The 18,512-nt window shown below is 59.8% G+C and carries 16 protein-coding genes and 1 tRNA gene; 6 read left to right on the forward strand and 11 right to left on the reverse strand.

What is annotated here, in order from left to right; all coding sequences use genetic code 11:
* Window positions 1-952: 952 nt before the first annotated feature.
* Both FGM15_11830 and FGM15_11835 read left to right on the forward strand, forming a co-directional pair.
* Window positions 953-3,199, forward strand: a complete 2,247-nt coding sequence (locus FGM15_11830) for an alpha-galactosidase (GenBank protein MBU3666548.1) — start codon at window positions 953-955, stop codon at window positions 3,197-3,199.
* A gap of 166 nt (window positions 3,200-3,365) precedes the next feature.
* Window positions 3,366-3,608, forward strand: a complete 243-nt coding sequence (locus tag FGM15_11835) for a hypothetical protein (protein MBU3666549.1) — start codon at window positions 3,366-3,368, stop codon at window positions 3,606-3,608.
* A gap of 72 nt (window positions 3,609-3,680) precedes the next feature.
* On the opposite strand, the gene araD is transcribed toward FGM15_11835, so the two are convergent.
* The 11 genes from araD to FGM15_11890 form a co-directional block, all read right to left on the reverse strand.
* On the reverse strand, window positions 3,681-4,391 hold the full coding sequence (gene araD / locus FGM15_11840; protein ID MBU3666550.1) for an L-ribulose-5-phosphate 4-epimerase AraD: 711 nt from the start codon (window positions 4,389-4,391) through the stop codon (window positions 3,681-3,683).
* Between the two features lie 5 nt (window positions 4,392-4,396).
* Complete coding sequence (gene araA, locus FGM15_11845) at window positions 4,397-5,905, reverse strand: L-arabinose isomerase (GenBank protein MBU3666551.1); 1,509 nt, start codon at window positions 5,903-5,905, stop codon at window positions 4,397-4,399.
* The gene (locus FGM15_11850; protein ID MBU3666552.1) at window positions 5,902-7,566 is read right to left on the reverse strand and encodes a ribulokinase; all 1,665 of its coding nucleotides are present in this window, start codon (window positions 7,564-7,566) and stop codon (window positions 5,902-5,904) included. The genes araA and FGM15_11850 overlap by 4 nt, the downstream gene beginning before the upstream one ends.
* A gap of 137 nt (window positions 7,567-7,703) precedes the next feature.
* Window positions 7,704-7,777: transfer RNA gene (locus tag FGM15_11855), tRNA-Arg, on the reverse strand.
* 100 nt (window positions 7,778-7,877) lie between these two features.
* Window positions 7,878-8,957, reverse strand: coding sequence for a carotenoid 1,2-hydratase (locus tag FGM15_11860; GenBank protein MBU3666553.1), 1,080 nt, complete (start codon window positions 8,955-8,957; stop codon window positions 7,878-7,880).
* A gap of 1 nt (window position 8,958) precedes the next feature.
* Entirely contained in the window at window positions 8,959-11,496 is a 2,538-nt protein-coding gene (locus tag FGM15_11865; protein MBU3666554.1) for an FtsX-like permease family protein, read from the reverse strand.
* On the reverse strand, window positions 11,493-12,167 hold the full coding sequence (locus FGM15_11870) for an ABC transporter ATP-binding protein (GenBank protein MBU3666555.1): 675 nt from the start codon (window positions 12,165-12,167) through the stop codon (window positions 11,493-11,495). The genes FGM15_11865 and FGM15_11870 overlap by 4 nt, the downstream gene beginning before the upstream one ends.
* Window positions 12,168-12,237: 70 nt before the next feature.
* Window positions 12,238-13,476 carry an SLC45 family MFS transporter gene (locus FGM15_11875; protein MBU3666556.1) on the reverse strand — a complete coding sequence of 413 codons (1,239 nt, stop codon included), beginning with the start codon at window positions 13,474-13,476 and terminating at the stop codon, window positions 12,238-12,240.
* 99 nt (window positions 13,477-13,575) lie between these two features.
* On the reverse strand, window positions 13,576-13,932 hold the full coding sequence (locus tag FGM15_11880; GenBank protein MBU3666557.1) for a hypothetical protein: 357 nt from the start codon (window positions 13,930-13,932) through the stop codon (window positions 13,576-13,578).
* Window positions 13,933-13,953: 21 nt separating this feature from the next.
* Complete coding sequence (locus FGM15_11885; GenBank protein ID MBU3666558.1) at window positions 13,954-14,511, reverse strand: hypothetical protein; 558 nt, start codon at window positions 14,509-14,511, stop codon at window positions 13,954-13,956.
* A gap of 106 nt (window positions 14,512-14,617) precedes the next feature.
* A complete protein-coding gene (locus FGM15_11890; protein MBU3666559.1) occupies window positions 14,618-15,430 on the reverse strand; it encodes a tryptophan synthase subunit alpha in 813 nt (270 codons plus the stop codon).
* An 83-nt stretch (window positions 15,431-15,513) separates the two neighbouring features.
* Here FGM15_11890 and FGM15_11895 point away from each other — a divergent pair, with 83 nt between their 5' ends.
* The 4 genes from FGM15_11895 (at window position 15,514) to FGM15_11910 (ending at window position 18,130) form a co-directional block, all read left to right on the forward strand.
* The gene (locus FGM15_11895) at window positions 15,514-15,840 is read left to right on the forward strand and encodes a hypothetical protein (protein ID MBU3666560.1); all 327 of its coding nucleotides are present in this window, start codon (window positions 15,514-15,516) and stop codon (window positions 15,838-15,840) included.
* A gap of 379 nt (window positions 15,841-16,219) precedes the next feature.
* Window positions 16,220-16,453 carry a hypothetical protein gene (locus FGM15_11900; protein ID MBU3666561.1) on the forward strand — a complete coding sequence of 78 codons (234 nt, stop codon included), beginning with the start codon at window positions 16,220-16,222 and terminating at the stop codon, window positions 16,451-16,453.
* Between the two features lie 741 nt (window positions 16,454-17,194).
* Window positions 17,195-17,830, forward strand: a complete 636-nt coding sequence (locus tag FGM15_11905) for a hypothetical protein (GenBank protein ID MBU3666562.1) — start codon at window positions 17,195-17,197, stop codon at window positions 17,828-17,830.
* Between the two features lie 24 nt (window positions 17,831-17,854).
* Window positions 17,855-18,130 carry a hypothetical protein gene (locus tag FGM15_11910; protein MBU3666563.1) on the forward strand — a complete coding sequence of 92 codons (276 nt, stop codon included), beginning with the start codon at window positions 17,855-17,857 and terminating at the stop codon, window positions 18,128-18,130.
* Window positions 18,131-18,512 lie beyond the last annotated feature (382 nt).

Genomic DNA, 18,512 nt, shown 5'->3' on the forward strand with positions numbered 1-18,512 from the left:
CCGCAATCCACGACGTGGCTGTCGGCAGACGGGGAAACCTGGCGCGGGCCGTTTGTCGATGAGCAGCACAATCCGACCTGGCGCTGGAAGACCACATGGCACGGCGGTCAGGGCTATAGCGTGGCCTATGAGGGCATCCATCGGCAGAGAGTCGCCCTGTATCGCACGCACGATGGGCAACAGTGGGAATTGGTGGCCAACGACATCGGTCCGGCAAGCGAGGACTTGCAGAGCGAGTCACATCTGGCCTTCGCGGAAGACGGCACAGCCTATTGCCTGCTGAGGCAGGACAGCCCGGCGGAGCGTGACTCGCGAACCAACCCGACAGGCTATGTGGGAACGGCCGCGCCGCCCTACACGGAATGGAACTGGAAGCCGCTCGGCCGCCGCATCGGCGGACAATTCATCACCGTGCTTCCGGATGGCCGGCTGCTTGCCGTCACCCGCCTGCACGAAGCCTTCGGCGGGCACCAGACCGGATACACCGCCTTGGTCTGGATCGATCCGAAAACCGGAGCGCTCACCGAAGCGCTGCGTCTGCCATCCGGTGGCGGGGACACGGCTTATCCAGGGGTGGTCCTCCACGAGGGCGTTCTTTGGATCAGCTACTACTCGCGTCATGGCGGTAAAACAGAAATCTATCTGGCGAAAGTGGCACTTGGCGATGCGGCATCCAAATGATGCGCCGGAAGTTGCGGCCAACTTGTGCAGCAAGCCCGGACGTCCGGTTCCCGAGGGATGGCTGCCAGATCTTGTGCGCGAGGCGCCATTCGATACGGGGGAGGTGCTGGTGAGGTGCGACCGATCAAGATGCGTGCCGCTGCGACACATGGCCTACTGATTGATGTCCATGTTGCAGTGCCAACTGAGCTGACACCCCTCCTGCACGAAGCATTCTACAAAAACTTCGTCTCCGCCAGTGAGGACGTGACCCTCACGGGCAACCGGGTGAATGAGGCACCGGCTCATTTCAAGGGTCTGCTCGGCATCGGGCCATGGAACACGAAAATCCGCGGACAGGACTGAAACAAAAGACATGAAAAAACCAGAAGACATGAAGGCGGGGCTCATCGAGCACAACTGCGGAGACACGCTGCTTAGGTATCGCATCGATGCTGGAAGCGGGCGCACCGGGTTGGAGATCATCCCGGCAGCACTGGCGGGGCAGGTCGCTGTGCGGAGGGAATTTTTGGACGGCCCGGAGATTGCGTTTCTGCCCAAGCACTGGCCGGACTTTCCGGCATGGGAGATTGATTCGATGGTGCAGGTCGGGGTAAGGGGACTGCCCGCGCCGGACCGCTTCGCGCAGGGGCGCACCATGCGGAACAGTCCCGCAAGCGAAGGGCTAAGATTTGCCGGGCAGCGCACGGAGGGGAATTGCCTGATCACCACGCTAGAGCATCCCGCAGGATACATCTGCGAACACATCCTCACATGGCTCGAGGGCACGGGGGTGTTCGAGTGCCGGACCCGGTTTCACAACCGCACGGACAAGCCGATGGTTTTGACCATGCTCTCGAGTTTCTCGCTGGGCGGGATTTCACCGTTTCAAAGCGATGAGGCAGCGGGCAAACTGCGTCTGCATCGGTGCCGCAGTGCCTGGTCGGCGGAGGGTCGGCTCGATTCCCGGCTCTTTGAAGAGTTGCAGCTCGAACCCTCGTGGACTGGACATTCGGTTTCCTGCGAGCGGTTCGGCCAGGTCGGTTCGCTTCCCGTGCGCGGGTTTTTCCCGTTTGCGGCGGTGGAGGACACTGGGGTGGGCGTCACATGGGCGGCCCAGATCGCTTGGCCGGGATCGTGGCAGATGGAGGCTTACCGGCGGAATGACTGCGCCTGCCTGTCGGGCGGTCTGGCCGACTGGGAATTCGGCCACTGGGCGAAGGAAATTGCGCCAGGTGATTCGTTTGAGACCCCCTCCGCGTTTTTTACGGTGGTGCAGGGCGGAGTGGATGAAGCCGCCGAGCGCCTGCAAGCACTATATACAGAGGAGCAGGCTTCCCAGCAGTGCCTGCCGGTCCTCTGCAACGAGTGGTGCACGAGCTGGGGCGCGCCAACCCATGATTCGATCCTTGCCCTGGCCGACCGCTTCCGCGGCACCCCGGTCCGCTACCTCGTCATCGATGACGGCTGGACGGATCGCCCGGCGGGAGTCACCCTGGAAAACGGCGATTGGGAGGTGAACCCGAAGTCCTTTCCCGACGGACTCCGGGCGACGGCGGATGCTGTCAGGGAGCGCGGGATGATCCCAGGGATCTGGTTTGAGTTCGAAGTCGCAACCCGGCTTTCCAAAGCTTGGCAGGAAACATCCCATCAGCTCCATCGCGACGGCGTGCCGATCGAAGTGGGCACCCGCAGGTTCTGGGATTTCCGGGATCCCTGGGTTCATGATTATCTATCAGAAAAAGTCATCGGTCTCCTCCGGGAAGCGGGGATCGGATACCTGAAGGTTGATTACAACGACACCATTGGTGTCGGTTGTGATGGTGCCGAATCCTCCGGTGAGGCACTTCGCGCTCACCTTGAGGGGGTTGTCCGTTTTTTCCGGAAAATCAAAGAGGAGCTTCCGGAACTGGTCATCGAGATCTGCGCCTCCGGGGGCCATCGTCTGGAGCCCTTGTTGCTCGGAATCGGGACGATGGGTTCTTTCTCCGATGCCCATGAAACCTTGGAAATCCCGATCATCGCAGCCAATGGCGTGCGCTTGATTCCGCCACGGAAATACCAGGTTTGGGCGGTTCTTCGCAGCAGCGACACACTGCAGCGACTCGTCTATTCGCTGGCCTCGACATTCCTCGGCCGCATGTGCCTGAGCGGTCAGGCGCACGAACTCCAAGGCAATCAACGCGACATCCTCACCCATGCACTGAGCCTCTATCAGAACGTGGCTCCGATCTTGCGGCGCGGCACCTCCAAACGCCACGGGCAGATTGGCCCGAGCTTCAGGCATCCCGCCGGTTGGCAGGCCGTGGTGCGGAGTTCCGATGACGGCAGCGCCATGCTGGCGGTGTGTCATGTGTTTTCCGGCCCGTTTCCAGCAGTCATCGAAGTTCCGCTGGAACAAGCCGGAGAATGGGAAATCGCGGATGCATTGCACGCGTCAGCCCAGCCTCCATCACTTCAGGGTGATTGCCTCACATGGATTCCCGCAGGAGATGTCAGCGCATGCGTGGTCTGGCTCAAGAAGAAGCTTCAACCGTAAAACATCACTCATGAACACAAATGCCTTTGACCTTGAAGCTTCTCTCGCGCGCTTCGATGCATGGTGGCATGGGGAAATGATCGACCGTCCGCCTGTGCGCCTCTACATCGAGCCATCCCGTCCGCAGCCATGCCCGCCGCAAGCTGCGAATCCGCGGGCCGAATGAATGGACGCGCCGCGGGCCGTGGGTGCCGGGTTCGCCGACCTGGCCACCACGGACTGGCTGGCTGACAGCGCGCCGGTGTATCTGCTGAACCTCGGCCCCGAGATCGCGGGAACCCTCTTTGGTTGCGAACTGGAATTCGGCCCCGCCACCTCGTGGTCTCGAATCATACTGCCAATGGGCACCTGCCAACCAAACAGCGATCCTAACAACTCCGTCGGTCATGCAAGCATCGGCTGGCGCTAAACGCGAAGCCGCACGGGCAACGCTTCTTTTCTTGATCTTCCCTTGAGGGGGTTACTGCCCACGAACGGACATTCATTCGTGCGCCGACTTTCGCTGGCCGTAGTAGGCACTGCTGCCGTGCTTGCGAAAGAAGTGTTTGTCGCGCAACACATCGGGCGCCGACTCGGCGGACGGATGGAGGCACAGCGTTTGCCATGCTATCTGCGCGATGATTTCCAAGGCCTGCGCGGTTTCGATCGCCTTCGCACCGGATGTTCCCCATGCAAAAGGACCGTGGTTCCGCACAAGCACGGCGGGAACAGAAAGCGGATCCATACCGACAAAGCGGGCCACGATCACATTGCCCGTCTCGAGTTCGTAGTCGCCGTTGATTTCCTCGGTCATGAGTCCACGCGTCACGGGAACCGGTCCACGAAAATAGTCGGCATGCGTCGTGCCCAATAGCGGGATCTCCCTCCCGGCTTGAGCAAAACTCACCGCGTAGCGCGAATGCGTGTGGGCAACGGAACGGATTGCATCAAATGCCTGAAAAAGCCTCGTGTGCGTTGGCGTGTCGGAAGACGGGCTTAACTTGCCTGCGACGGTTTTCCCTTCGAGGTCCACAAGCGCCATACTGTCCGGCGTCAGTGACGCGTAGTCCACGCCGCTCGGCTTGATGGCAAATATTCCTGCTTCGCGATCCAGCACACTCACGTTGCCAAAAGTCAGGTCAACCAAACCACTTGCCCCCAAGGCGCGGTTGGCCTCGCAACATTCTTCGCGGATTTCGGTGAATTTTCCCATGCGCGTCAGGCGATCATTCCGCTTGCCAAATGATAATAAGCCTCGTTCCAGCTCAGGGAATCTCGGAAGGTATCCACCTGCGTATCTTTGTCGATCGCGATAATCTCGACGCCGGCGATGGCGGCGAAGTCTCGGATCATGTCCGTGGTCACCACGTGGCTGAAGACCGTATGGTGGGCACCCCCGGCATAGATCCATGCCTCGCACGCAGTCTGGAAATCCGGACGGCACTTCCACACGGCTCGCGCCACGGGCAAGTTCGGGACATCCTGCGGCGGCTTGATGACGTCCACTTCATTGACAAGCAGGCGGAAACGGTTGCCTAGGTGGATCAATGATGCATTGATCGCGGGCCCCGCGGATGCGTTGAACACCAAACGCACCGGATCGCCCTTGCCGCCGATCCCTAAGGAATGAATCTCCAGCGTCGGCTTGTCCGCCGCAATGGAGGGACAAATCTCAAGCATGTGCGATCCAAGAACGAGCTGGCCATCCGGGGCGAGGTGGTAGGTGTAATCCTCCATGAACGACGTTCCTCCCTTGGCACCCTGTGCCATGACCTTCGCCACACGCAGCAAAGCGCAGGTTTTCCAATCACCCTCTGCGCCGAAACCATAGCCATCGGCCATCAACCGCTGCACAGCAAGGCCGGGCAACTGCGGCAGGCCGTGCAAATCTTCGAAAGTTGTGGTGAAACCCTTGAAATTTCCCTGCTCCAAAAACGCCCGCAGCGCCAACTCGATACGCGCGCCGTCGCGCAATGCTTCATGGCGTGCGCCGCCCTTTCGAAGTTCCGCTACCACGTTGTAAATCTGCTCGTATGCATCACAAAGTTGGTCAACCTGCTTGTCGCCGATCTCGCGCATCACAGCAACCAAATCACCCACGCCGTGCCCGTTCACGGAAAAGCCGAATTTCATTTCTGACGCAACTTTGTCGCCTTCGGTCACCGCAACTTGGCGCATGTTGTCGCCAAAGCGCACAAATTTTGCTCCTTGCCAATCATGCCATCCTCGCGCCACCCGCATCCATGAGGCCATGCGCTCCTGCACCTTCGCATCGTCCCAATATCCGGCGACAACCTTTCGCCCGAGACGCATCCGGGTATGGATGAACCCGGCCTCGCGGTCGCCGTGCGCAGCTTGGTGGAGGTTCATGAAATCCATGTCGATGGTTCCCCACGGCAAGTCACGATGGAACTGCGTGTGCAGGTGAAGGAAAGGCCGCCGCAATACCGACAGCCCGCCGATCCACATTTTCGAGGGCGAGAACGTGTGCATCCATAGGACGAGGCCCGCGCACGAAGGGTCGCTGTTTGCTTCAAGACTAAGCTGACGGATCGCCTCGGGAGAAACCATCACGGGCTTGCAGACCAACTCAAGCGGAAGACGTCCGCCCGCGTTGAGTGCAGCGACCATCTTCTGTGAATCCGCCGCGACTTTCTTGAGCGCTGCTTCGCCGTAGAGATGCTGGCTTCCGGTGACGAACCAAATGACGGGGTTACCGATTTTCATGAGAATTTCGTTTCTTTGATTTTGAGAAGATCCTTCATAACCACCGCGAGGTCTGCTGTGTGATCCAGCCCGCCGAACGCGTCATGCAGCAGCCGGTAAAGACGGTATAATTTGTCATAGACGCGCCTGTTCGCGGGGATCGGCCGGTAAACAACCGGCTTGAGCGAAATCATCGCATTTTGCGCCGTCGGGTAATCCTGATAAACCCCCGCGACCACGGAGGCCGCGACCGCAGAGCCAAGTGCACATGCCTGACTCGAACCCGCCACACGAATAGTGCAGCCCGTGACATCGGCGTAAATCTGCATGAGCAGCGGATTTTTTTCCGCGATACCGCCCGCACACACGACACGCTCGACCGGAACACCGTGTTCCCGGAGGCGTTCGATGATGGCGCGAGCACCAAACGCGGTGGCCTCGATCAATGCGCGGTAAATCTCCGCTCTTGTCGAGTGCAAGGTCTGCCCAACAAGCAATCCGCTGAGCAGCGGATCCACGAGGATCGTGCGGTTGCCGTTGTTCCAATCCAAGGCTAGCAGACCGCTCTGTCCGGGCTTGAGGCGGGACGCCTCCTTCGTGAGCGCCGAGTGCAATGCCTCGTCACCTTCGCAAATCCCTTCGACCCACCATTTAAAAATATCACCCACCGCAGACTGCCCGGCCTCGACGCCGAAATAGCCCGGCAAAATGGCCCCGGGCACGATCCCGCAAATACCGGGGATGTCAGCCATCTTCTTGCGCCCTGAAACCACGGCACAGTCGCAGGTCGATGTTCCGATCACTTTGACGAGAGTGCCCTCTCGAACCCCGCAGCCGATGGCCCCGTAGTGCACATCGAACTCGCCGATGGCGATGGGGATACCGACGGGCAAGCCCAGCCTCCTTGCCCACGCTTCACAAAGGAAGCCTGCCGGATGAGAGGCGTCATACGCTTTGTTGTAAAGTCGGTCGCGCAACACCGAAAGTGCCGGGTCCAGCCGGGAGAGGAACTTTTTGTCAGGCAAGCCCCCCCACTCATCACTGAAGATCGCTTTGTGGCCGGCCGCACATATACCCCGCTTGATCTCACGAGGATCGTTCACACCAGCGAGAACGGAAGGAATCCAATCGGCGATTTCCACCCATGAATATGCCGCCTTGAAAACATCGGGCGCGACTTTGCGGCAACGCCAAATTTTGCTCCAAAACCACTCGGAGGAATACGTGTTCCCGCACTTGGCAATGAAGTGAGGACGATGCTTGGCCGCCAACTTGGTGATCTGCGCTGCCTCGCGCCATGAGGTATGGTCTTTCCACAACCAGCATTGAGCATGCAGGTTCCGACGCCACCTGGGCAGCATGGCCAGCGCACGGTTTTGCTTATCAACCGGCAGGGGGCTTGATCCCGTCGTGTCGATGCCAATGCCGACAACCTGCGCACCTTCAAAATCGCTCCGCTGGGAAGCCTTGCGTAACGCACCTCGCACTACCTTTGCTAGACCGACGAGATAATCACCAGGGTGCTGACGGGCCAATCGGTGGTCGGACTTTTCCGTCAAAATACCCTCGCGTCCGCTCGGATAGGGAAACACCGCAGAACCAAACTCGGCACCATCACGGCAACGCACAATCACCGCACGGACGGAGTTGGTCCCGAAGTCGATACCCAGGGAGAATTGCATGGCGGAGCGTCGAACCATGCCCAGAGCCTACCTCAAGCCCGACTCTCGTTAAACAGTTGAATAAAAGAGCCTCACTCATGGGCACTGAGGTGCCTATTCAGTGCCTAGAAGTTGTTGCAAGTAGTTGAGGGAGAAAGCGCAGCCATGAGGACTCGAACCTCAAACCTTCTGATCCGTAGTCAGATGCTCTATCCAATTGAGCTATGGCTGCTGAGATGAAAGAAGAATCCTAGCGGGCATGCCGCCAACGGTCAAATCGTTTGAAGTGCACTGTGGCACTGCGCGTCGGTCTGCACAAAGAGATGAACGGCTCATTTGTCGTCGGCTGTGAGATGGTCCGTCAAATCGCCTGCGTAGCCAGCCAGTTCGAGAAACGCGCGACCTGCGACTTGACCGCGCGAGTCAATCACATCGCACGCGCCCTCCCAATACGGCAGCCGTGTGATACTGCCGTGATGTTCCTGGTCCTCCGCAAGCGGCTTCAGTTCGAACGATTCGTCCTCGAATCGGATCCGAATTCGGATCGGATACGCGGCGTCATTGCGTGGACTTTTCCAAGTTCCGAGCGGCTCCATTTGGAACGCGTCACTTGGCAAGTGTCGCACTTTTCCATCCCGCTCGATGACCGCGAGCGTGCAGGCCGGGTCCGTCGTGCCATCTTTACGCCGCATGCGGTAGGCCATCACCTCGCGGCCGTCGTTGAGTTGAAGAGACGCCCAGTCCCAACCCACCTGGCCGTCCTCAAGCTGGCTGCTGCTGAACTCGTGGTCCATCCATGCTTCACCGGTCACTGCATGTTCTTCTGCGCCCGGCTTGACCGTGCCGTTCGTTTTCAAGCGGGTCCAAGTCAGGTAATGACTTGCCGCGGACTCGGACGCGCCCTTGCGCGATACGCCGTCCTTTCCAAATACCACCAGCGATTTTTCCGGCTCCATTTCCAGTCGCAACAGAACGTTGTCTTGAACCGTCGCCGCGATCTTAATCTTGTCCGTCTCCTCGTCCAATTCCAGCGACCAATTTCCGTTCCGCACCGACAAGGTGAGCTCCGAAGATGCCGCGTCCCAGCCCTCGCGGTTCAACCGTTCCTCATGCACAAAGCGACCAGTTCGCGCATCCAGCAACGCCGTATGCGCGAGGTGCAGATGCTTTGTCTTGTCATACTCCCGCTGCGCCTGACGAAAAAACGTCACTTGAAAGCCGTAACGGCGGCCGTCCTTTCCGTCCAGATGACCCGTGACATACCACCATTCGGTGCGGAACTCGGGATGGCTTCCGTGATCGCGTGGAAAAACAAAAGCCCGGCCTTTTTGGGGGATGGCAAATCCGTCTGGCGTTGTTTGCCCCTGGAGCACAGTCGTCATCATGAGGAAGAGCAAAAGCCGGCGTTTCATGTCATTCCTCTGTGTGTTCTGGCGGCAGCATGGCTGCCCAGCGACCAACGGCAGCGGCCACCAGCGTGCCGGCAGCGATCACCGCGACTCCCAACAGCGCGAGATTCCACCACATTGTGTGAAACTGCAGTGTCCATCCGAAGCATTGCTTGTTGATCCGATGCACCAGAAGCCAACCAAGCCACAAACCGGCCGCAATGCCCGTGAACGTGCCGGCGCCGGCGACCACGAGGCCTTCCAATGCCGCTGATCGGGCAATCTCGCCTTGCCTCATACCCAGCGATCGCAGTGTCGCCAGCACCGCGCGTCTTTCGAGCAGCAGGCTGGCCAATGTCAGGCCGAGCCCGGCCACAGCCACGATCACGCCGATCACCTCCAGCGCGTGTGTCACTGCAAACGTCTGCCGAAAAATCCGCAGTGCCTCGCTGCGAAGGTGGGCGTTGGTGAAAATACTCAGGCCCGGCTGCCGCTCTTGAATCCGTGCGCGCACTGTCTCCGCGTCCGCGCCCGTCTTCAGCATGAGCGCCAAGCGCCAAGCTTCATCGGTATTGAACCACTCGCGAAAAACTTCCTGCGGCAGTGTCAATGATCCGCGTTCATTTCCGTATTCCGCATTTATGGCCCCGACCTGTGCCTTGCGTCCCGCCAACTCGATAACATCACCCGCCTTTGTTCCGAAACGCTCGCTCCAGCTCTCGCTCACAATCGCCGGCGCGATGCCGTTGTTTTTCCGCCACCACTCGTCACGCGCGGGAGGCTGGACCCAAGCGAGCAAACCGTGCCTGTGCGCAAACAGAGGGTCCGTTCCGAGAATGACCACCTCGCTTCCGTTCCACGGCAACGTTTTCGCCTGCACAATTGCCAGCTCCGCAACTTCGGGATCGCGGGCAAGTTCAGCTACGGTTGTCGGCGAGATGGAATGCGTTGATGATGCGCTCTGGGCGCCTGCGCTGCTGATGTAAATGTCCGCCCGCATTGTGCGGTCGATCCAGTCGCGCATCGTATGGTCAAAGCTTCCGACCATTACCGTCATGCCAGTCGTCATGGCCGCCGCGCTTGTTAGAGCCGCGACCGCAAAGCGATGCCGCACGGTCGGCCGCCGGATGTAAGAAAGCGCAATTCGCCACGGGGCTGAAGGCATCTTGGCCTGCCCCAGAAAGCGCAGCACCGAGCCTGCTGCCAGACCGGAGCCGATCAACCAGAGCAGGGCAGACGCATAGCCCGCCAGCGGCAGTCTCGTGCCGCTCGCAAAACGCAAAGCCGGCAGCTGCGCGAGCAAAACCGCCGCCAACATCATCGTCCAGCCGACCCACTCTGCGCGCCAGACGGCGCCGCCTTCGAAAAGGACGGCATGGTGTCCCAGCATTTGCGCCGGTGGTGTGCGGGCTGCCATCCGTGAGGGCCACCACGCGGCGGCAAGGCTTGCCGATATCGCTATCGAAATTGCCACCAGCGCTTCTTCCGCACCCAAAGCCGCCCGTTGCTCGCTCGTCGCACCATACAGCGCGTTCATGGTCCGAGTCACACCTCCCACCGCGCCTTGGGCGCCGATCCAACCCAGAAGAGTGCCCAGCGCGCCGCCCAACAACCCCAGCAGCCCCGCCTCGATGAGAAACGCGAGCTGAATGGCCCCGTCTGTGACGCCGAGGGACTTGAGAATTCCGATTTCCTCGCGTCGCCGCAGCACCACGCCATCGAGCGCCTGGAAGATAAGATAGCCGCCCACCAGCAGCGCCAGAAGCGAGAGAATCGTCAAATTCAGTCGAAACGCCTGTGTCATCGTTCCCGCAAGATGCCGACGGCTTGCGCCGTCCGTGACCAGCCAGGATGATTTCAACAGATTGCCCGTCTCTGCGCGCAGATGCGGAAATAGGTCGCTGTCCTTGGCCAAAACCTCCACGCGATCCACTTGGTCGTCGCGCATCAAAAGCGACCGGGCTTCCGGAAGATCCATCAATAAGAGATGCTTCGGCAAAGCTGGCACGCCCGGTGTCTCGGGCACCACACCAGCCACCTTAACTTTTATCACGCGATCATCCACGATGAGACGCAACTCGTCGCCCTCCTGTGCACCCAGTTTGGGGCTCACATAAACGCCCGAGCGCAATTCCCGAAGGCTGCCGCCGAATCCAGTCGGCGCTTCATCCTGCAGGTTGAGTAGTGCGAAAAAATCAACGCCCAGCAGGCGCCAAGTCGGCCGCGATCCGATCTCGCCATTCCCGTCATCGGAGGCGGGACTTACCGTCTCTTCCACCACGGGAAGCAGGTCCACAGGACGTTCTCCCAGCACTTCGCGCATCCTCCGCACGTCGTCCTCACGCAAGACTCCGCCAACGGACTGCACCGTCCAGTCCGGTTGACGAGTGATGCCTTGGGTGAAGGTCTCGAAACCCGACAGTGCCGCGTTGCTTGCCAGCCGCACGGCCAGATAAACACTCGATCCCAGCGCGAGAATGAGCACGAGCGCCACCTGCTGCCGCAGCGCCAGTCGCCAGTGTCTCAAAGCGCAGCGCCGGAGGATGAGCAGGACAGCGCTCATGCGCCGTCAACGATCTGTCCGTCCTGCATGCGCAGCACACGCTTGCAATACCGCACTGCCTCCGTGCTGTGCGTCACCAGCAGGAGCGCTGCTTTTGTTTCACCCACAACCTCCGCCAACAGCTCCAGCACCTGCGCACCCGTGGCCGAATCCAGGCTGCCCGTGGGCTCGTCAGCCAGAATCAACGTGGGTCGGTGCACCACCGCCCGCGCGATGGCAACGCGCTGCATTTCGCCGCCGGAGAGCTGTCCCGGAAGCGCGGTGGCACGGTGCGCGATCCCCACGCGATCCAACAACTCGCGCACCCGTGCCTCACGCTCGTTTGTCGCTACGCCGAGAAGCTGCAATGGCAGCTCGATGTTTTCGGCGGCGCTCAGCGTCGGCAGCAGATGGTAAAATTGAAAAATCGTCCCGATGTGCTCGCGCCGCAGGGCAGCCAATTCGTCCGCACCCATCTTGGCGAGCACGCGGCCGGCGATCGTCACGCTGCCTCCGTCGGCACGTTCCACGCCCCCGACGCAGTTCAGGACCGTCGTCTTCCCGCTTCCCGACGGCCCCAACAGTGCGACTCGCTCACATTGGTCCAGCTTGAAAGACACGTCGCGCAAGATCGGGCGCTGCGCGTAGCTTTTCGTCAATGCTTCAACTTCGAGAACAATCATCGCGGATATGGGCTTCAAGTGCACAAGGAAGCCGGCTTCACGGCCCGTAAAAGCGCTGCCCGGTTCCGTTTTTCGTCAATCAATGTCCACCCGATCCCATCACGAGTTCGCCCGGTTCCACGCGGTCCTCGCGCAGGAGCGCCCAGAGCACGGCCGACACCCCAAGGGCTGCTGCGCTGATGATGAAAACAATATTCTTGTCTGCCGCGCTGGCGACGATTTTTCCGATGCCGAGGCTGACGAAGATCTGGGGGATGACGACCGAGAGATTGAATATCCCCATGAAGAGCCCCATGCGGGCTTTGTCCACACTGTCGCTCATGATGGCGAAAGGCAGGCTCACCACGGCTGCCCAGCCGATGCCGACCACACCCATAAGCGCATAAAGAATAGGTGCGCCGCCGGCGCCGAGAAAAGCGATGGCCGCGTATCCGGCAGCCATGACGAAAATGCTCATAGTGTGGGTGCGGACCAGGCCGACCTTTTTGGCAAGGGGCTGTAGCACTGCCACCGGAAGAATGAAGCCGACGACATTCATGACAAGGAAGGATATCGAGATGATCTGCCCGAGTCCGGTCTCCTGCGCTTCGTCAAGTTTGGCAACTCCCGGATAAAAAGCTCCGTGCGCGTAGGCGAACATGAAGACGAACATTGTTTGCACACCGACCCATGTGAACGCGTGTGCCACGTAGATGTGCAGAAGGCGGGGAAGGTTGGTTTTTCCGCGGTGGCCCGCCGGCTTCTCGGGCGCATCGTGCGCGGCCACGCGGCCGAGTTCGCGCGGTTCCTTGAGCAGGAAGGGAGGCACAACATTGAACAAAAACACGAGCGCCACGCCCGCGTAGATCAGCGCGTAGTTACCGAACAAAGCGCCGATCACGTAGGCCAAGACGCCGAACATGCCGGAAATGGTTTGCATCCAAGTGAATCCCTTGGTGCGCGGTTCGCCTTCCGGCGTGAGGTCGGCGATGATCGATCGGGTGGGGTTGAAGCCGACATTGATGGCAAGGTCGAGGGTGAGGGCGACGATCACCGCGGTCCAAAGGATCTGAATGCCCGTCCAGCGGCTGATTTCACCGAGGAGCGGAAGTGCCAGCAACATGAGCGAAGCGGTGACACCGCCAATGAGGATGAATGGCCGGCGGCGTCCGCCCCAGAACCAGACATTGTCACTGATGAGGCCGACGATTGGTTGCGCAAGCAGACCGGCGAGGGGACCGGCCAGCCAGACGTAGCCAACATGCTCGATGGACAGGTTGTATTTCGTGCTGAGTATCCAACTCAGCGCGTTGATCTGCACGCAAAGCGCGAAACCCATGGCCGTCGCCGGCAGACTCAGAAGCGCATAAAAGGGATTGGTAAGTTTATGTTGATTGTTCATCGGTGGATCGGGTGGGGGGACGGCGGGGAGACGAATTCAGGCCGACTTTTTCGACTCGTCGATCAGTTGCCAGAAATCGCGGCTACCGGCGAGTTCGTCGTCCTCGGCCATGGGGAGATTGGCGCGGAACAAGAAATCCCGGATGGTGTTTTTGCTCAGCACACGGCGCACAAGCACGCCGCCATCCTGCGCCTCGAAGTAGATGCGGTAGTCGCCCGCGCGGTAACGGTAAACCGTGCGGTGATCGCGGGCCATTTTGCCGAACCGCTTGGGATCGAGATTTTCAAGATCGTCCGGAAGAACCTGGAATTCACCGAGAATTTCCAACTGCAGCAACTTCGGCAAGGCGGCCATTTCCGCGGCACTCATGTCGGTGAAGACAATCTGGATCATGCGTGGTGAATTCTGCGCGCGTCAGGGGCGGAAGAAAAGGAAGGATGCGGCGACGAGCAGCAAGCCGTAGGACACACCGGCCAAGGCAGCCAACCGGTAAACAAGGGGCCTCTGCGTGATGAAGGCGATCATGTCCCTGAGGACATAGGGTGCAGCGACAAACACGAGTCCGGCGACCGCCCACACGTAAGCGAGAACCACGAGCAGCAGGCGGCTCTGTTCCGGGCGGAGAAATGCGGAGCCGAGCAGAGGTTCGGTTGCAAGGAGGGCCAGAATGCCCAGCGCACGGACAGCCAAGAATTCTTCGGCGAAGAGAGGGACCATCACCGCGCCGGCGATGACCACGCCGCAGATGAGGGTGCGGCTGGGCGTGAACTCGCCGAGGTCCATGGTCGCAGCCAGCCAAAAAGCCCAAATCGCGGCCAGGGTGCTGAGGATGATGCCCGCGGACTTCGATCGGGGGAAATCGCGCAGCCAACGCGTGAGGTAATCCTGAGCGGCCAGCGCCCACAAATGGGAAACAATCAGGCCGAGACCAACTGCCAGCCCGACGGTGCGGAGAGAAAATTCGTAGATCATCGCGGGCTGGCAAAAGGCTTTTCAATACGTTCCGTGCGACAAAGGCAAGCGCGCTGCAGGATCGAGAGTTTCCGCATGATCGGCGCTTTCTCGCGGATCACAAACTTCACGGGCGCGCCGCGTTGTGGACGGCGTCGGCGAGGGGACGCACGAATTCTGTCACGCGTTCGACAAAGTCTGCGGAACGGCCGTGATCCGCCATGCGCCTGACGATCGCGCTTCCGACAACCACGGCGTCCGCCTGGCGGGCCACTGTGGCCGCTTGCTCTGGTGTGGAAATGCCAAAGCCGACGGCAATCGGCAGTTCCGTGTGTTTTTTGATTTCCGCAACCTGTGCTGCGATGGAATCGGACAGGCTGGATTGCTCGCCGGTGACGCCTTCGCGCGACACGTAGTAGATGAAGCCGTCGGCGGATCGGGCGATATATTCCACGCGGGCGGGCGGCGTTGTCGGAGCGACGAGACGGATGGATTTGAGCTGGTGGCGGTCGGCCAGCTCGCGATTGGCGGCAATCTCGTCGGGGGGCAGATCGAGTATCAGGACGCCATCCACGCCTGCAGCTGCGGCTTCTTCGTGGAATTTTTCGAAGCCGTGAATGTAAACGGGGTTGAGATATGTGTAGAGGACGAGCGGAACCTCCGTGCGCTGACGGATGCGATGGACGCAGGCCAGAACTTTTTCCAAAGTTGTCCCGGAAGCGAGGGCGCGCTGGGCCGCAAGCTGGTTGACCACGCCGTCGGCCAGCGGATCGGAAAACGGGACGCCCAGCTCGACAAAATCGACACCGGCGTCCGCCAGCGCGGGCACCAAGTCCTCGGTGGCGGCAAGATCGGGGTCGCCGGCGGTAATGTAGGCCATGAGCCCGCAGCGGCGCCGGGCGCGCAGATCGGCGAATTGGAGGTCGATGCGGTTGGGCACTTGAACCGGAAAGTCTAGGCGGACGGCACGCGCGTTCCAAGATTTTGCGGCGTGGTCGGCGCTTTGTGTTAAAACTTCCCGTGATGAGCGATCTTTCCGAAAAGGCGTTGGCGGCCGCAGCCGGATGGCCCGTGGTCCACGAAGCGCGCAAAATCCGCGATCAAGGGCGCGTGCTGCGAGCAATCCGGGAGCATGATCTGATCAAAGGCGCAGTGCGATCCGGCAGCCGAACATATGCGACCGGACTGCGTCTCGGGAGCGTTCTGGAAAATCTCTGCTCATGCGGTGAGTCGTGGATGGACGGAAAGATCTGTGCGCATTCCGTCGCCACGGCCTTGGTTATCCTGCAAGGACCGCCCGAACAGTCGAAACCGCTGGATGTCGCTCCGCCGAAAGTGCACCACCCATAAGACTCTACAATATATGTCATGTATAGTGGCAGTCTGGCCGCATGCAGAACGACCTGTTTGCGAAGCGTCGGGCGCCAGCGTGTGACGAGTGGCGCGTCTGGAACGGTGCGATTCTCCCTTGTTTTTGCCGTCTTTTAGTTCGCGGCGAGCCTCGCCTTGTGGGGCTTTATTTCCGGACTCAAAGTGTCACGCGGTGCATTGTTCGCCTCGAATGGAAGGACGGTAATCACTGGGTTCTCGTAGGTGCCGACGCGCCTTGGCACGTCCACGCCAGCGGGCCGGAAGCGTCGCAAGCGTGGGCGGATATGACTTGTGAAAAGGCGGCCCTTGAATGGGCTTGTGATGAGGTCAAGCGGGAAATGGATCAGCGGAGGGCCGCATGACGGGAGAACAAGCCATTTACGACGTTCTCACCGATCTTGCCAGTTATTCGGTCGCGGCGCTTGGTCTGGTTGCTGCGGTCTTGGTCGTCAAGGTTGGGCTCAAGTGGGCGCAGGGACTTAGCGCGATCTCGTCCGGGTTTGATGAGGACGATCATCGAACGAATGACATGAATGATTGGGAAAACGACCGCGCGGAGAAATACGGCGGCTTTCGCGACATCAATAATTAGTGATGAAACGAGCGAACGACACAATAGAGGACGTTTTGACCGAGCCCCCTACTCTCTCTCGGGGCTCGGACAATACGGCCTCAACAATTTCCGCCAGCAATGGCGGACCTCGTGCGGGTGCAGCAGGAGGCGTGACAGACAAAAGTCGTTCTTTGGCTGGCGCGTCTCCTGCCAAGCTCCGACCGGAAGCACAAGCGGACCACGGTCTATCCGTTTGCCGTTTAACGGACGAGGCCGGGGGTAGCTTTTGCAACGGTGGGAGCTCTGCCTCTTATGCGGCGAAAATTTTGCACAAAAGCGGCTCCATGACGGGCGATGAAATCGCCGGTCATGTGTTGCGCGGGGACCTCGATCTGGCGATTCGTGACCTTAGCCGGTGCCGCTCCTTTGTGTGCTTGGGGGACGATTTGCGGCGACAACTCGGCGTTTGCCTCTATGAACTTCACAAAGCCCGGAGGCTGCTCCGATGACGGTCCTTCTGGTGCGCGGAATGCCCTTTGCGGCGTTTGATGACTTAGATGCAGCCATGCAAGCCGAATGCGCGGCTTCTGCGGCTATTGGCGACGTCCTGCTGATGGATTGCCCCCGGAATCCTTCCGTCTTCCTCGATCGGGATCACCTTTGCGCAATGGACCATGGAGGGGAGTCCGGTTGCGTGGTCCCGGTGGACCGCGAGCGCCGCTTCAGCGGCGCCGCGGTCCCCGGGGCCGTTACCTTGTCCTCTAATAGGAACAAAAAGGAATGAAACTTACCGCTTCAGAGCAAGGCGAGCGCATTGCGTGGTCGATTAAAAACTGGAATCGGCTGAATTTCGTGACCGCCACCATTCCTGAGTCTGACCCGGACCCTAAGACCATTTCTTCCCGGTGGTCCTATTTCGTCCATGAGTTGCGGCGTATTTTCCCCGGCCTGCGAGTCGTTCGTGTCCTTCAGAAGCATCCCGGGGGGCATGGTTGGCACGTTCACGCCTTGTTTGACCGCTATATCCCGGCTTCTGTGGCTTGGCATCAAGCTTCGCTTGCGGGTCTTGGGCGCATTGATTTGCAGTTGGTATCCCGCGAAAAGCGTCAAAACGTGGTTCGTTATGTCTGCCGCTATGTGACCCGGGACATGCGCAAGCGGGACAAGTCATGCAAGGGTGTGCGGCTGCTCACTGCTGCGGGGCATCTGCGCTGTGTGGTGCGCTGGTGGCGCCGTTATGTCGATTGCTCCATCGAGACCACTTCAACCCGTCTGCGGGCGAGCCTTTGTTCTGTCCTCGAAACGATGGGCATCATTCTTGACCGCAACATAGTTGACTCACGGACCCTTTTCGGACTGGCGCCCCCTGCTGCGCTGGCCGAATGGCGCAGGCTCAATCCGGGCTACGCCTTCTAAACCCGCAGGAAAGGAAAAAACACCATGCATATCCCGTTGAAAATACTCGCGGCAACTGTGACGTCTCGCGTTCTTCGCTCCGGCGAAGAAAAGGGCTCGATCAAATATTCGGTCGATCTCTACGCGCACACGGGCGACAACATCCCGAGCAAGTTCGTGATTAGCGGACTGTCGTCGGAAAGCGAAGCGCAAGCGATTGCTTCGAAGTATCCGCACAACGCTAACGTCGTTGTGAACTTGGTCCCGCGTGATGCGCTGTGGCTTGATGCCGCGGACATTTCGCCTGCGTCGTCCAAGTAATGAAGCGGCGCGGCCTCCAGTTTTTGATGGGTTGCTTTCTTCTGGGGGCCGCGCCTTGCTTTGCCGTTTCGCCTTTCCATCAGAATGATTATCCTCCGTTCATAACGGTAGAGAATTTCGGGGAGTTTAACGGCACATACGAGTATTCTTCGAGTCACAGCACCGGGAATTTTTACATGGATCAGTTCACCGGTCAGAACGGGTCTAATGCTTTCTGCGCTTTTGAAAATGGGGTTCTGTCGCTTTTCATTGAAAGGGGCGACGGTTCTACGACGAGCGCCGAGTTGTTTCCGGATGGCACTTACGTTTTAGATGGCGTTGAATATACTTCTGGTAATTGGTCTGTGACTTGGGAGGGCGGCGGCTATGGCCCCGGCTACAA

This window comes from Chthoniobacterales bacterium, assembly GCA_018883245.1.
Lineage (GTDB): Bacteria > Verrucomicrobiota > Verrucomicrobiia > Chthoniobacterales > JACTMZ01 > JACTMZ01.